Genomic DNA, 15354 nt, shown 5'->3' on the forward strand with positions numbered 1-15354 from the left:
CAGTTTCATTCTTACTTTGCTTCCAGAGCCAGGCCGAAGTTGATCCGAGAGTGAATTCCTGCGATCAGGGATAGGTATAAGTCATCGTCTGGATTGCGAAGTTTTTAGTCAGTTGTTGCTGGAAAAAACGCTATCCCCTGAAATTCTGGTGAGTTGGTCGTTCCCTTCGGGATTCACTCCGGACTTTTGTTCACATTTCTTCCTTAATTGGTCAACCAAATCTATTGGTGTCGCGTTATCACCTATGAACTATTGAAAATATATGGAAGGGACCACTAGGATTCTTATGAGTGCTCAGAAGTTCGATCAAAAAGTCTTTCCCAGAGTCCTACTTAGACTCTTTTTCCTCACGCTGTTTTCGCTGTTAGTTGGTTGCGGCTCCGGGTCATCTGGTAGTGAGGATAATTCGCCTGGAGATACCGTTCAGGGTGATGATGGTTCCGGTTCTGGGTCAGGGACGGGCACCGATCCTGATCCTGAGCCTGAAGAAGCCGGTGAACCCGCTGAGCTAATTGGCTATGCCCACTCGGGAACCAGTATCGGTCTTAACTGGGAAAGAGATGGTGAGACTTACTTTATCTATCGAAACGGTGAAAAGGTCGCGGAAACCAGCAATAACTATTATGTCGAACAGGGTCTCTCAGTTAACACCGAATATGTTTACTCTGTCAGTACGGTTGATGCTGCAAACGAATCGGAAACTTCGCAGGTTACGGTCAAGACATTAGTTAATGACACCAATGCTGGCTTGAATAACGGTACAGAAGATGATGTTTTGAATGAACAAATATCTAGTTTTGCCGAGTGTAGCAATGCTTCTAGTGCATTGGACCTGCTTGAGGAGGATCTTGACCCCTGTCTAGGGGCAATGCTTGAGCTTAACCGGATGGTGACCCTTGTTGAAGATATTCGTGCTTTTGGTGCGCGGGTTCGCAGCGAACAGGATCCGGCCATGGTAGAACTGGGCATGCGCCTGTTCCACAGCAAATCCTTAAGTGCTAACCAAGATACCTCCTGCTCTTCCTGTCATCACCCTGCGATTGGTTGCGGTGGAGATGATCTATCGATGCCTGTTGGGGTAAATGCTGTGAATGCTGCTTTGTTAGGACCAGGCAGGTCGGATGGTATTAACGAAGTACCATTAGTGCCTAGAAACTCGCAGGCAATTTGCAATACCTCGCTTTGGAGTCGCGGCCTGTTCTGGGATAACCGTGTTTCTATGGGGACAAATGGGACCCTGCGAACAGAATCAACGGACGTCACACGAAATACTAGAGCAGCGGTGGACTCTGGTTCCCTGGCACTGTTAATGGCTCAAGCCCACTTCCCTGTTACCGCACCTCCCGAGATGGGTGACATAACCGATTTTGGGTACGATGATTCTGTTGATGAGAATTTTACTTCCTATCGTGAGGATATTTTAGCCACAAACCTGAATGTTGAAGCCTGGGCACCGTTATTCACTTCAGCGTTTGGTGATTCTGAGATTAATTTCAGTCGGATCGCTCAAGCAATAGCTGCATATGAGGCAGTGCAAATATTTATCGATAATCCGTTTTTTGAATATGCTGGGGGCAACCTGGAGGCGCTCAGCGATGAGGAAAAACGTGGTGCCATTACATTTATGTCTAAGGAGGCGGGGTGCACTTTTTGCCACAAGGGAGCCTTTTTCACATCTGAGGCATTGATGGCTGCGAACTATCCGCAAATAGGGGTAGGCACCGATGAGAGTGGGAATGGGGCTGATTGGGGCGGCGAGGGATCACTTGGGTTTGGTGCCTTTCGTGCACCGACGTTGCTCAACGTGGCACTTACCGGGCCTTGGGGGCACAATGGGCAATTCGGTACGCTGAAGAGGAATGTTGAGCACTACAGTGACCAGGGAGCCTCAATTACCCGGTATTTTGAAAATAGTGAAATGTGTGATCTTGTGCAATTTCAGGATGTTGAGGGTTGTGCCAATAAAGTGGCTCCAAATGGTTTAACCCATTCCCAGAACATTATTGATGGAAATGAAGGTGGAGGAGTTAACCGCCTTTCTGCCGATGAAATTGATCTTGTAGTGACATTTCTCGGGACGCTCACAGACCCCAATGCTGCCGATACCAGTTCGAATGCGATTCAATTCTTGATTCCTCCCAGAGATGGTGGGCCTGATGGGAAGCAGTTGGATGCAATCGACAAGGATGGCAGAAGCCTGTAACTGTTTTTCTCCGACATCGCCGATTGGGTAATTTAAACTGAAATAGCCCTTCTCAGCAGTTGCCAGCAAATGCCGGCAACTGCTGTTCTAATAAGTACAAGAGTATTGCCTGGGTTAAAAGCTTAAAACCCGCTCTTGCCTATAGCGTTCCAAGTGTGATTAATCTTCCATTCAATTTATCATTTTGAGGACATTGGCAATGTACTGTTGCGACGCCCTTAGCAGAGTTTCTTACTCTGAATCGTTACAGTAGTTCAAAATGAAAACATCCAATTTGTAATTACAGTGAGATTTTTCGCTGCTGGACACAGTGGGCCGAAATTATTCCTGATTCCATCTGGTAAATACTAATTTAAAGGTTTTCCCTGTAATTTAATGGCAAGCATTCAATTACCCTTTGGTGTCAGCATTGGCACTTCGCCCTGTATTTAGTGTCCAGAACTCGGAATAAGAAAAGGTCATTGACGGGCAGGTCAAGAACTATGAATGTTGATAAAAATCAAATCACACTATCGCTAACGGCTCTGGTAAAGCTGCTGGTCCTACCTCTATTTCTTGTGATGGTGGGCTGCGGAGGAGGTGGTTCCTCAAGTAGTGGCAATGACACGCCTACTGAAACTTCTGATACTGGCAGTGATGGCGATTCTGGTTCAGGTGATGATGATAATGGCGATGGCGATGGCGATGGCGATGGCGATGGCGATGGCGATGGCGATGGCGATGGCGATGGCGATGGCGATGGCGATGGCGATACAGGCTCAGGTCAGGGAATTATTCCTGCAGAACTGATCGGCAACGCATTTTCCGGTACCAGTATCGGTCTTTCCTGGGAAAGCACCGGTGCGACCTATGTTATCTATCGTGGCAGCGAACGAATTGCTGAGACGACTAGCGGATACTATGTCGATGAGGGTCTCTCATCAGACACTGAATATACCTACTCAGTAACCACCGGCGATGTCGACAGCGAAGATGAGACCGCCAGCGTCACTGCCAGAACATTGGTAAATAATACTAATGACGGCCTCAGTAATGGTTCTGATGCAGATGGTTCTGATAGCCGAATTTCCGATTTTGATGAATGTCAAAATGCGCGTTCAGCGGTCAATATTGCTGATGGCAGTCTCGATAGCTGCTTACAGGCAGTGCTGGATGACGTTGGCATGGCCGAGCAGTTGGAAGATATGCGCGCCTTTGCTGCCCGGGTCAGAAGTGAACAGGACCCTGCCATGGTAGAGCTGGGTATGCGCTTGTTTCACAATAAAAACCTGAGCGCTGATGGCGATGCATCTTGCTCTTCCTGCCACCACCCGGCAATAGGTTGTGGTGGCGATGACTTATCCATGCCAGTTGGCGTTGATCCCGTTGATGCTGAATTAGTCGGTCCCGGTCGCTCCGACGGCCAGAATGAAGTTCCGCTGGTACCTCGAAATGCCCAGCCTATCTGCAATGTAGCCCTTTGGGATAACGGTTTGTTTTGGGATAACCGAGTGGCGATCAATGGTAATGGAGGGCTCAGGACAGACTCCCGGGATGTTACTCGCAACACAGAGGCGGCCGTGGGTACTGGTACCCTCGCACTGATGATGGCCCAAGCCCACTTCCCGGTCACAGAAGCTGCTGAGATGGGGGATATCACCCAGTTCGGTTACGACGATACCAGCGATGATGGTTTTACTGATTATCGTGAGGATATTCTCGCTGAAAAATTAACCCAGGACTCGTGGGGTGCAATGTTTACCGCAGCATTTGGCGATTCGGCAATTAACTTCAGCAGAATTGCAGAGGCAATTGCCTCTTACGAAGCGGTGCAAATTTTTATCGATAACCCCTTCTTTGATTATGTTGATGGAGACCTTGCGGCCCTCAATAACGATGAAAAGCGAGGGGCAATTACATTTATGACACGAAATTCAGGGTGTACAAATTGCCACTCAGGAGCTTTTTTCTCTAATCAAGGGTTGAGAGCTGTCAGTTATCCACAGATTGGTGTTGGTAAAGATGAGAGTGGCAGTGGTGCTGACTTGGGTGGTAATGGAAGCGGCAGCTTCCGCACGCCAACGCTGCTTAATGTGGCGCTCACTGGCCCCTGGGGACACGCAGGTCAGTTCGGTACATTGAAAAGAAATGTCGAACACTACACTGGTCGAGCCGACTCTGTTTCCCAGTATTTCACCAACAGTGAGATGTGCGATTTGGATCAGTTTGCAGAGGTGGATGAGTGTGCCGCGAAAGTTGCGCCCAATGGCCAGGCACTGACTGAAGCACTGTTGGCTGAAAATGGCGACGGAGCTGTGAATTTGGACGACGAGGAAGTTGATTTACTGGTAGCGTTCCTCGAAACCCTAACTGATCCAGATGCGGCAAATACTGACTCTAATGCAGTCCAGTCATTGATTCCGCCGCGGGACACTGGTCCAGATGGCATGCAGCTGGATGCGGTAGACCAGGAAGGTAATCAACTCTAAGTCCTCTAAGCCCTTTTTACTTATTCCGCCGGTACTCCGGTACTGGCGGATTGACAATACTCGACAAAGTCATCACTAAATGGAATTGATTGGGTTTTAGGGCTGCAACTGGCAAGGCTTTCCGGCAGTATAGGGATTTGGAAAGTGCCAGCTGAGGCGGAATCAGATTTCTCACACAAAATACCGATATGTACTTTTACCACTGCCAGTGGATGCCGGTGGTCGATGTTGGGTTTTGCTGTGTTTTGCGGGCTTGCTTTGTCCAGGGATTGGCGTTAGCACTCATTGGTGTATTGGTGACACCCGCGCAATCTCGCTGGGCCGATAAGTGAAAAATAAAGATACAGGTGATGTAGTGTCCGCGAAATTTAAGAGCCTGTCGCTCCTGGTGCTGCTCGGTACTCTGCTGGGGGGGTGTGTAACCTCTGGGATGCCCGAGCGTAAGGAAGTTGACCTGGATAAGGCATTGGAGACCCATGTTCAGTTGGGGCTTCGCTATTTGCGGGACCCCAACAGCAGGGAGCAGTCCCGCCGTCATTTTAATCGTGCTTTGGAATTGGGCAAAAAGAACCCACTGGCACATCACGGTCTGGCACTGCTTTATCAAGCGGATGGTGAGCTGAATATTGCGGAATCTCACTTCAAGAAAGCCTTGCGCTATAGCGACGGGTTTTCCATGGCTCACACTAATTACGGCGTTTTTCTCTATAAACAAGAGCGCTATAAAGAGGCCCTCAAGCAGTTCGAACTCGCCTCTACAGACCTCACCTATAATCGTCGATCTTTTGCCTTGGTTAACTACGGTCGTACGGCCGCGCGTCTGGGTCTCACCGACAAGGCGGAAGGGGCCTATGCCAGGGCGTTAGCGCTGAACTCCGATTTGCCGCTGGCGTTGATCGAAATGGCTGAGCTGAAATTTAACGCCGGTGATTACGCAAAATCCAAGGCGTACCTGGATCAATTTAGTGAAAAGAATCGCCAGACTCCCCAGTCACTGTGGCTTGGGATTCGTATCGAGAAGGTGTTTGGCAATCGTGACAAGGAGCGAAGTTACGCCCTTGCTTTGAAGAATTTGTACCCGTACTCTGCGGAGACACTGAAATATCAGGAGTTGAGTGGTAATGACGGATAGTAGTCCCGAACACTGCGAAGGTGGTGAGGTCGTATCCAATACGCAAACTTCTAAGGGTTCCGCTGGCAATCTTTTGCTGGCGGCTCGGGAAGCGGCCGGGCTGTCCCGAGAGGAGTTATCGCAGCGCCTGTGTATTATTGATAACACAGTTGAGTGGATTGAAAGCGATAATTACGAAAAGCAGCCAGAAGCTGTCTACACGCGAGGCTATATCCGCAATATTTGTCGCGAGTTGAATATTCCTGCTGAGCCGGCTTTGGAAGCCTATGATAGGGATTGGCCGCAGCCAGCACAGCGCAGTGAATCCCGGCGAACCACTAAAGCCGAGGCATTTCGCCCTGAGCGCAAGCGCGGACATGGTGCCCTGGCCCTGATTCCCCTGTTGCTCGCGGGTGGTGTCTTCTGGTGGAAGTACGGTACTCCAGTCAATATTCCCGGTATGCCCATGGGTGAGGATACTGCGGACCTGGTTGCCGAAGCCCCCGTTGCCAGTGAAGTTGTAACTGATCCGGTTACTGAAGTAGAGGGGCAGGAAGTTGCAGTTGAAGAGTTGAGCTCAGAGCCATTTGCACCAGCATCAAATGGAGTTGCTCATGTTCAGCTTGAGGTTGGCAGTGCTGAAACGGTGGAGAATAAACCTGCTGCTTCTGTGGAAAAAGTGGTTGAGCCTGTTCCCGCCCAAGTAGCCCAGTTGGACCAGGCCCTGAAAGGCGCATTGCGGCTTCGCTTTGATGAAGATGCCTGGGTTGAGGTGAAAGACGCACAAGGTGTGATTTTACTGGCCGGGGTCCAAGCTGCTGGCAGTGCCAAATCTTTAGATGGAGATGCTCCATTTGAGCTGATGTTGGGAAATGCCCGTGCAACCCATGTGGTTTACCGCGATGAAACTATCGACAGCCAGCCTATTGGCGACCGCCGCACTCGTCGTCTGATTGTCGGCGATTAAGATGATCTTCCCCGTTTGGGCGCGAACCCTGTAGGTTTGCGCCCAATCTCTCTATAATCTCCCCTCGATTTTTATCAGTAATACCACCAGGTCAGCCTATGCAATTTGAATCTCCCATTGTCCGCCGCAAGTCGCGCCAGATCATGGTGGGTGATGTACCGGTCGGAGGGGATGCCCCGATCTCGGTGCAAAGTATGACCAACACCGAAACCTGCGATGTAGCAGCTACTGTTGGCCAGATCCAGCGCCTGGAACAGGCTGGAGCCGATATAGTGCGGGTTTCTGTGCCCAGCATGGATGCCGCAGAGGCGTTTGGAGAAATTAAAAAACAGGTGAATGTCCCGTTGGTCGCAGACATTCACTTCGATTACCGTATCGCCCTGCGGGTCGCAGACCTGGGGGTGGATTGTCTGCGTATTAACCCCGGCAATATTGGCCGAGAGAAGCGTATTCGGGCCGTAGTGGATAAAGCTCGCGATCTGAATATCCCGATTCGTATCGGTGTCAATGCGGGCTCCCTGGAAAAAGACCTGCAGAAAAAGTATGGCGAGCCCACGCCGGATGCTCTGGTAGAGTCGGCGCTGCGCCATGTATCGATCCTCGACAGCCTGGACTTCCAGGACTTCAAAGTCAGTGTAAAAGCATCCGATATCTTTATGGCCACGGCTGCCTATCGCAAGCTGGCCCAGCAGATTGAGCAACCGCTGCACTTGGGTATTACCGAAGCTGGCGGCTTGCGTGCCGGCACAGTGAAGTCGGCGATTGGTCTCGGTGCCCTTCTGCTCGACGGTATCGGTGACACCCTGCGGGTTTCCCTGGCTGCAGACCCGGTGGAAGAGGTCAAAGTGGGCTGGGATCTGCTCAAAAGCCTGCGTCTGCGCAGTAAAGGTATTAACTTTATTGCCTGCCCCAGCTGCTCGCGCCAGAACTTCGATGTGGTGAAAACCATGAATGAGCTGGAGACGCGCCTGGAAGATGTGACCACACCGCTGGATGTGGCAGTAATTGGCTGTATCGTCAACGGCCCCGGCGAAGCGAAAGAAGCCGATGTAGGCCTGACTGGTGGTACCCCGAGCCATGCCATCTATGTGGATGGGCAGCCAGACCGCAAGTTTAAGAATGAAAATCTGGTGGATGATTTAGAGCGTTTGATTCGCGAGAAGGCGGCCGCCAAGGCCGAGCGCGAAGCGGATATCATCGCCAAGGCGTAGAGGGCAACAGCTCCCTGCGCAAGCCCCAATTAATTGAGTGAAAAATTAAGGAACAGCGTTGAAACAGCTTCGCGCAATTCGCGGCATGAACGATCTGCTACCGGAACAGTCCCCGGTATGGCAGTACGTGGAAGCCACACTGAGTGAACTTACTAGTCGCTATGGCTACACCGAAATTCGTACTCCCTACCTGGAGTCGACCCAGTTATTTTGCCGTGCGGTGGGTGAGGCTACCGATATTGTCGAGAAGGAAATGTACACCTTTGATGACAAGAGCGGTGACAGCGTTACCCTGCGCCCTGAGGGCACAGCGGGCACTGTGCGTGCAGCGATCCAGAGCAACTTGCTGAACCAGCCACAGCGCCTGTGGTATTTCGGCCCTATGTTCCGCTATGAGCGCCCACAGAAGGGGCGCCTGCGTCAGTTCCACCAGTTTGGTGTCGAGGTGTTTGGCATTGAAGGGCCGGATATCGATGCAGAAATCCTGATCATGACTGCGCGACTGTGGCGTCAGCTGGGTATCAGCGAACATGTGACCCTGCAGCTCAATTCCCTGGGTAACGCCGAGAGCCGCGCTGCTTACCGGGATGCGCTGGTCACTTATTTAAGTGAGCGTCGTGACCAGCTGGATGAGGACAGCCAGCGCCGTCTGGAGCGCAATCCGCTGCGAATTCTCGACAGTAAAAATGCGCAAACTCAGGAACTGCTGGCGGATGCGCCCTGTCTACTGGACTTCCTCGATGAGGAATCCGCCGCCCACTTTAGTCAGTTAAAGGCACTTTTGGACGGGGCAGGCGTTAAGTATGAGATCAATCCCAAGTTGGTGCGCGGTCTCGACTACTACGGAAAAACCGTATTTGAGTGGGTGACCGACAGCCTCGGTGCCCAGGGCACTGTGTGTGCCGGTGGCCGCTATGACGGCCTGGTAGAACAGATGGGTGGCAAAGCCACTCCGGGCGTGGGTTTTGGCCTGGGTGTTGAGCGCCTTGTATTGATGCTGGAAACCCTAGAAGTGTTGCCTGAGTCCCTTTCGCAACAGGTAGATGCCTACCTGGTTGCCGTTGGTGATGTACAATCAGCTGCCATGACAGCCGCCGAGCAATTGCGCGACGAGCTGCCCTGGTTGCGACTGCAGTTGCACTGTGGTGGAGGAAGTTTTAAAAGCCAGATGAAGAAAGCTGATAAGAGCGGCGCCGATTATGCGTTGATTATCGGCGAAGATGAGGCTGCAAGTGGTCAGATAACAGTGAAGTTCCTTCGCGCTGACCAACCGCAGCAAACGCTGGCACCGAAAGAGCTGGCAGCACTGCTGCAAGGCTGAAAGAAACACTGAGGGAGGCGGAGGCCCCCGCCGGGAAAGTTAGTAATCTACAGGAAAGGCAAATTACCCAATGGCTGAGCATCTTACCGAACAAGAACAAATAGAAACGCTGAAACGCTGGTGGGCGGAAAATGGCAAGGGAATTGTGACTGGCGTCGTGCTGGCCCTGGCCGGTTACTTCGGTTATCAGTGGTGGCAGGGAGATCAGCGCACTAAGGCTGAAGCGGCCTCTGACCTGTACCAGACTTTCGTTGAAGCGGTCTCCGCCAACAACAATCAACCGGACAACAAGCAGCTTACCACTGCCAAGAATGTGGCCGAGCAGCTGAAAGATGATTTTGCCAAGCGTATCTACGCCAGCCAGGCTGCACTGCGTCTCGCGGCTATTTCAGCGGAGAGCAATGACCTGGAAGCTGCCGAGCAGCAGCTGCAGTGGGTACTCGACAACACCAGTGAAGCAAGCCTGGAGCTGCTCGCTAAACGCCGCCTGGCCGCTGTTTTGGCGGCCCGTGGTGAGTCCGATGAAGGCCTGAAATTGCTCGAGGGCACTATACCCCCGGCATTCGCGGCCCTTTATTCTGAGACTCGTGGTGATATCCTGAAGCAAAAGGGTGACATCGCCGGTGCGCGTGCCGCGTACGAGCAAGCACTGACAGAGCTACTGCCAGAGCAAGCGGGCAACACCCAACTTCTGCGCCTGAAGGCTGAAAGCCTGGCGGTAACCGAGAGCAGTGACGCTCAGAACCAAACCGAGCCTGTATCTGAGGGAGACGAGTAATGGGATTTCTGAATCGCGCTGCGGGTCGCACTGCAGCGGTGGCGCTAGCGGTGGCCCTGGCTGCCTGTGCCTCTAATGACGAGAAGGAAGATGTCGACCCCGTCGAACTGGTGGATATTAACTCCACTGTTGCCCTGCAAGAGGTGTGGTCTGCCGATATTGGCGGTATTGACCAAAAGCGTTACGCGATGCTGCAGCCGAGCCTTATCGATGGTCGCCTGATAGCTGCCAGCAGCGATGGTGAAATCAGTGCTTTTGATCGCAGCTCCGGGCGCAAGCTCTGGGAGACAGATCTGGATGTAGATCTGAGCGGTGGTGTGGGTACTGGCCTGGGCATGGCGGTAGTCTCCGACTACCGCGGCCGCGCTGTGGCTCTGGATCTCGAAAACGGCGCTGAGCTATGGAATTACCAGGTCTCCGGCGAAGTAGTTGCCGCTCCAGCGATCGGTGCTGGCGTGGTTGTCCTGCAGACCGTAGATGGCAAGCTGGTTGGCCTCGACGCTACCAGCGGTGAAGAGTTGTGGAGCCACAATACCAATTTGCCAGTACTGACCCTGCGCGGTACTGCAGCACCTGTTATTAGCGGTGGTATGGTGATTGCCGGCCTGGATAACGGCAAACTGCTGGCCCTGGACGCCCGCGATGGCATTCAGCGCTGGGAACAGCGAGTCGCTATTCCCCAGGGCTCTGCGGAGCTGGAGCGGGTAGTTGATATCGACGGTGCTCCAGTAGTGCGCGGTGATTTGGTGTTTGCCGCCAGCTACCAGGGCCGTGTTGTCGCCCTGTCCAAAGATAATGGCCGCGGCCTCTGGGCTCGCGATGCCTCTACCCACCACGAAGTGGCAGTAGGTGGTGGCCATGTCTACCTCAGTGATGCCTCCGGTAGCGTCTATGCCTACAATGTGGGCAGCGGCCAGATCGAGTGGAGTAATAACGAACTATTGCGCCGCGAATTGAGCGGACCGGCTTTCTTCCAGGACGTGGTCGTTGTGGGAGATCTGGAAGGCTACCTGCATGTGCTGGACCCCAATTCCGGACAATTTATTGGCCGCGAGCAGGTGGACGGTGATGCGATTCGCATCCCCATTCTGGTTGATGGCGACCTGATATTTGTGCTGTCGGATGACGGCAAGTTATCAGCTCTACGCCTCGCTGATTCCTGATAATCGCAGCCAACTGATGAGAGGCGGACAGGCTGTCCGCCTTAGGGCCTGGAGCCCGCAAATGGAGCCTGCTGTGCAGGCACGTTGAGATTGCCCGCCTCGCGCGGGCTTTTGTATTTTTTTATTCGGCTAAAACCAGAATTTGTATGCTGCCAGTAATTGCCCTGGTCGGGCGCCCCAATGTGGGCAAATCTACACTTTTTAACCGGTTGACCAAGTCTCGCGACGCTTTGGTGGCCAACTATGCAGGCCTTACCCGTGACCGCAAGTACGGTGAGGCAGAGATCGACGGGCGCAAGCTGTTACTGGTCGATACCGGTGGTATTTCCGGTGGCGAAGAAGGCATCGATGCGGCTATGGCCGAACAATCCATGCAGGCCATCGAAGAAGCAGACTTCGTACTCTTTCTGGTGGACAGCCGCGCCGGCCTGACCCCAGCCGACGAGATGATTGCCGAGCGCTTGCGCACCCGCTCCAAGCCCACTTTCCTGGTGGCCAATAAAGTTGATGGGGTAAACCCGGATATTGCCCTGGCACCCTTCTATGAGTTGGGTATTGGTGAGCTTTTCCCGACGACTGCTACCCACGGGCGCGGTGTTCGCTCCCTGATGCAGCGGGTCATCGAGGACCTGCCTGAGCAGGAAGTTGAAGAGGAAACCGAGGAAGCGACCGGAATCAAGATTGCCATTGTGGGCCGCCCCAATGTGGGTAAATCCACACTGGTTAACCGCCTCTTGGGTGAGGACCGGGTTGTTGTCTACGATCAGCCCGGCACAACCCGCGATAGCGTCTATATCAATTATGAACGCGACGAAAAGCCTTACACCCTGATCGATACTGCGGGCATTCGCCGCCGGAAAAATATCAAGGAGTCGGTGGAGAAGTTCTCTATCGTCAAAACCTTGCAGGCGGTGGAAGATGCCAACGTGGTGGTGCTGGTGATCGATGCCCGCGAAGGCCTGGTAGACCAGGATATGCACCTGATGGGCAGCGTAGTACAGGCGGGACGCGCGCTGGTAGTTGCCCTGAACAAGTGGGATGGGCTGGAAGCGGATCATCGCGACTATGTGAAAGCCGAGTTGGAGCGCCGCCTGCGCTTTGTGGACTTTGCTGATGTGCACTTTATTTCTGCACTGCATGGCACCGGTGTTGGGCATCTGTACGAGTCCATTGAGGGTGCTTACCAAAGCGCTACAGACAAACTGTCCACTAATCACCTCACTCGTATTCTGGAGTGGGCGGTAAGTGAGCACCAACCACCTTTGGTGCACGGACATCGTATCAAATTGCGCTACGCTCACGCCGGTGGACAAAATCCGCCGGTTATTGTGATCCACGGTAACCAGACTGAGCAGGTACCGGCACATTATGTGCGCTACCTGGAGAAGACTTTCCGCAAGGCTCTGGACTTGCACGGTACTCCGGTAAAAATTGAGTTCCGCACCAGCGCTAACCCCTACGCGGACAAAAAGAACAAGCTGAGTGACCGCCAGAAAGCCAAAAAACGCCGCCTGATGAAGTTTGTTAAAAAGAAGAAAAAATAAGAGGCGGTAACTTAGGTTACCTGTAAGCCGGCAAGGGATATTGCCGGTTTGCGCACCACTCCAGCTTCTACAGCCTTAACCCACAGTGGAATGGCATTGTGGGATTTCTATCGTACCAGTGATCCCGTTTTTGACGGGGCCAGGGAAGAAACCACAAGGAGAATACGATGTTGAAGCTGAAGAATCCTGCATTGCTGCGCAACCAGTCCTATATCAATGGCCAGTGGATTGACGCTGATTCTGGCGATACCTTCGATGTGTTGGACCCGGCAACTGGCAAGGCGGTTGCCAGTATCGCCAACTTGGGGGCAGATGAGACTCGCCGTGCTATAGAAGCTGCTGATAAAGCCTGGCCTGCCTGGCGCGATACTCCGGTAAAAGAAAGAGCGAAAATACTCAGGCGCTGGTATGAGCTGATAATTGCTAACGCCGATGATCTAGCCATTATTTTGACCGCAGAGCAAGGCAAGCCACTGACAGAGTCCCGTACCGAAATTGTGTATGGTGCTAATTATGTCGAATGGTTTTCGGAAGAAGCCAAGCGCGTCTACGGGGATGTTATTAGCCCGCCTTCCAGTGATAAACGGCTCTTGGTTATCAAGCAGTCGATTGGTGTGACCTGTTCTGTAACGCCATGGAATTTCCCCAGCGCTATGATCGCACGCAAAATGGCTCCCGCTATTGCCGCAGGCTGTCCATTTATTGCCAAGCCCGCCTCCGAAACACCTCTATCCGCACTGGCTCTCGCAGTTCTCGCTGAGGAAGCGGGAATTCCCCCAGGTGTTTTTAATATTGTTGCAGGGGATAAGGCACCGGAGATTGGCGCAGAAATGACGGCCAATCCCTTAGTGCGGAAATTTACTTTTACCGGTTCTACTGCTGTCGGAAAATTGCTGCAAGCCCAATGTGCAGCAACCATGAAAAAAACCTCTATGGAATTGGGCGGTAATGCCCCATTTATTGTTTTTGATGATGCTGACATTGGCGAAGCTGTAAAGGGCGCAATTGTTTGTAAATATCGCAATGCCGGTCAAACCTGTGTATGCGCCAATCGCATTTTCGTGCAGGAAGGTGTTTACGATGAATTTGCACAGAAATTTTCCGCTGCGGTAAACCAGCTTTCCATGGGCAGTGGTTTTGATAGCGGTGTCGACATGGGCCCTATGATTACCACCAAAGCAGTGAAGAAAACGGAATCCCTGGTGGAAGATGCGCTGCAAAAAGGCGCGCAACCCCTGGTTGCTGGTGGTCCCAGTACTATGGGGGAATGCTTTTATTCTCCTGTAGTATTGGGTGGGGCCACCGATCAAATGCACTTGTTCAAAGAAGAGATCTTCGGTCCGGTAGCTCCGCTATATAAATTCTCCTCTGAAGAGGAAGTCATTAAAATGGCCAACGATACGGAATTTGGTCTGGCTTCTTATTTTTACTCCAGGGATATCGGTCGTATTTGGCGTGTTGCAGAAGGACTTGAATACGGTATGGTCGGTATCAATGAGGGTATTATTTCCAACGAAATGGCACCCTTTGGCGGTGTAAAAGAATCCGGGCAGGGGCGCGAGGGCTCAAAATACGGTATTGAGGATTACCTGGAAATAAAATATCTGTGTGTCGGTGGTATTGATAAGTAGTTTAGGAGCCTCGGAATAACTCAGTGATGTCTCTGGCTTACAGAGCGGCTCACAATCAAGGCGCGGCTTCGCAGGAATGTCTAGACCTTTCAAGAAGTCGCAACGCGGAGTGTGAATCGCTCTGCAAGCCCCGAAGGGCGGGCCTTCAAGACCCGCAGAGGTATTACGGAGTTATTCAGAGGCTTCCTTATAAAGTGTTTGGATTTTAAATGGTTGTAGAGCCTATTGCGCGGGTGCATTCCTGCTTTGGAGAAAAGTTTGGAGTACCCCGCCAGCCACTATTGGCGGATGCCAGTCGCGCCAGTATTGCGTTGTTACCTCCCCTGGATACGCCAGATGCAGTTGCCGGTCTGGAGCAAAATAGCCATATCTGGGTAGTGTTCCAATTTCACCAAGCCGCTGGGCAGTGGTCAGCTAAAGTGCGCCCGCCCCGTTTGGGCGGCAATAAGAAACTGGGTGTACTCGCCACTCGCTCGCCCTTTCGTCCCAATAATATCGGGCTGTCAGTAGTTCGTCTTCTGGAGGTGCGCACCTCTCCTAAAGTGGAGTTGATAGTTGCCGGGGCAGATTTGGTCGATGGTACGCCAGTATTGGATATTAAACCCTATGTTCCCTATGCGGATGCGTTAACGCATGCGCAAAGTGAATTTGCTGACGCAGCTCCAGTGCAAATTCCCGTTACTATCCCCGAGCCAGTTCTGAATAAAGCCAAAGCCTACCGCGATGACTGGGGTACAGATCTCCCCCGTTTAATTGAACAGGTGTTATCCCAGGATCCAAGACCGGCATACCAAAAGACCGATCCTCAGCGCATTTATGGCATGCAATTGTGTGAATTCAATTTGCGTTGGCGCTATACCGATGCCGGAATAGAAGTGGTGGCACTGGAATAACCCTCGACCAGCTAGTTTCAGTATTCTGCAGCAAGTCAGGATGTGTCTCCTCCGTAACTGTCTA

At 52.3% G+C, this 15354-nt stretch carries 11 protein-coding genes; all 11 read left to right on the forward strand.

The window, feature by feature from the left end; genetic code table 11:
• Positions 1–286 precede the first annotated feature (286 nt).
• Entirely contained in the window at positions 287–2203 is a 1917-nt protein-coding gene (locus ACJJI8_RS10890) for a cytochrome-c peroxidase (protein ID WP_444935045.1), read from the forward strand.
• 482 nt (positions 2204–2685) lie between these two features.
• Entirely contained in the window at positions 2686–4671 is a 1986-nt protein-coding gene (locus tag ACJJI8_RS10895) for a cytochrome-c peroxidase (protein ID WP_444935046.1), read from the forward strand.
• 355 nt (positions 4672–5026) lie between these two features.
• Complete coding sequence (pilW, locus tag ACJJI8_RS10900) at positions 5027–5803, forward strand: type IV pilus biogenesis/stability protein PilW (RefSeq protein ID WP_413664562.1); 777 nt, start codon at positions 5027–5029, stop codon at positions 5801–5803.
• A complete protein-coding gene (locus tag ACJJI8_RS10905; RefSeq protein WP_444935047.1) occupies positions 5793–6749 on the forward strand; it encodes a RodZ domain-containing protein in 957 nt (318 codons plus the stop codon). Before pilW ends, ACJJI8_RS10905 begins: the two co-directional genes overlap by 11 nt.
• Positions 6750–6847: 98 nt before the next feature.
• On the forward strand, positions 6848–7960 hold the full coding sequence (gene ispG, locus ACJJI8_RS10910; protein ID WP_282934070.1) for a flavodoxin-dependent (E)-4-hydroxy-3-methylbut-2-enyl-diphosphate synthase: 1113 nt from the start codon (positions 6848–6850) through the stop codon (positions 7958–7960).
• A 58-nt stretch (positions 7961–8018) separates the two neighbouring features.
• Positions 8019–9281, forward strand: a complete 1263-nt coding sequence (hisS, locus tag ACJJI8_RS10915; protein WP_444935048.1) for a histidine--tRNA ligase — start codon at positions 8019–8021, stop codon at positions 9279–9281.
• Positions 9282–9351: 70 nt separating this feature from the next.
• The gene (locus ACJJI8_RS10920) at positions 9352–10059 is read left to right on the forward strand and encodes a YfgM family protein (protein ID WP_444895038.1); all 708 of its coding nucleotides are present in this window, start codon (positions 9352–9354) and stop codon (positions 10057–10059) included.
• A complete protein-coding gene (gene bamB / locus ACJJI8_RS10925) occupies positions 10059–11222 on the forward strand; it encodes an outer membrane protein assembly factor BamB (protein WP_282934067.1) in 1164 nt (387 codons plus the stop codon). Before ACJJI8_RS10920 ends, bamB begins: the two co-directional genes overlap by 1 nt.
• A 146-nt stretch (positions 11223–11368) precedes the next feature.
• Complete coding sequence (gene der, locus ACJJI8_RS10930) at positions 11369–12766, forward strand: ribosome biogenesis GTPase Der (RefSeq protein ID WP_444935049.1); 1398 nt, start codon at positions 11369–11371, stop codon at positions 12764–12766.
• 167 nt (positions 12767–12933) lie between these two features.
• A complete protein-coding gene (locus ACJJI8_RS10935) occupies positions 12934–14397 on the forward strand; it encodes an NAD-dependent succinate-semialdehyde dehydrogenase (protein WP_444935050.1) in 1464 nt (487 codons plus the stop codon).
• Positions 14398–14606: 209 nt separating this feature from the next.
• Positions 14607–15290 (forward strand): tRNA (N6-threonylcarbamoyladenosine(37)-N6)-methyltransferase TrmO, encoded by a 684-nt coding sequence (tsaA, locus tag ACJJI8_RS10940; RefSeq protein ID WP_444914571.1) that lies wholly within the window; start codon positions 14607–14609, stop codon positions 15288–15290.
• The last annotated feature ends 64 nt before the right edge of the window (positions 15291–15354 follow it).

Source organism: Microbulbifer maximicatervae (SeqCode) (assembly GCF_052467695.1).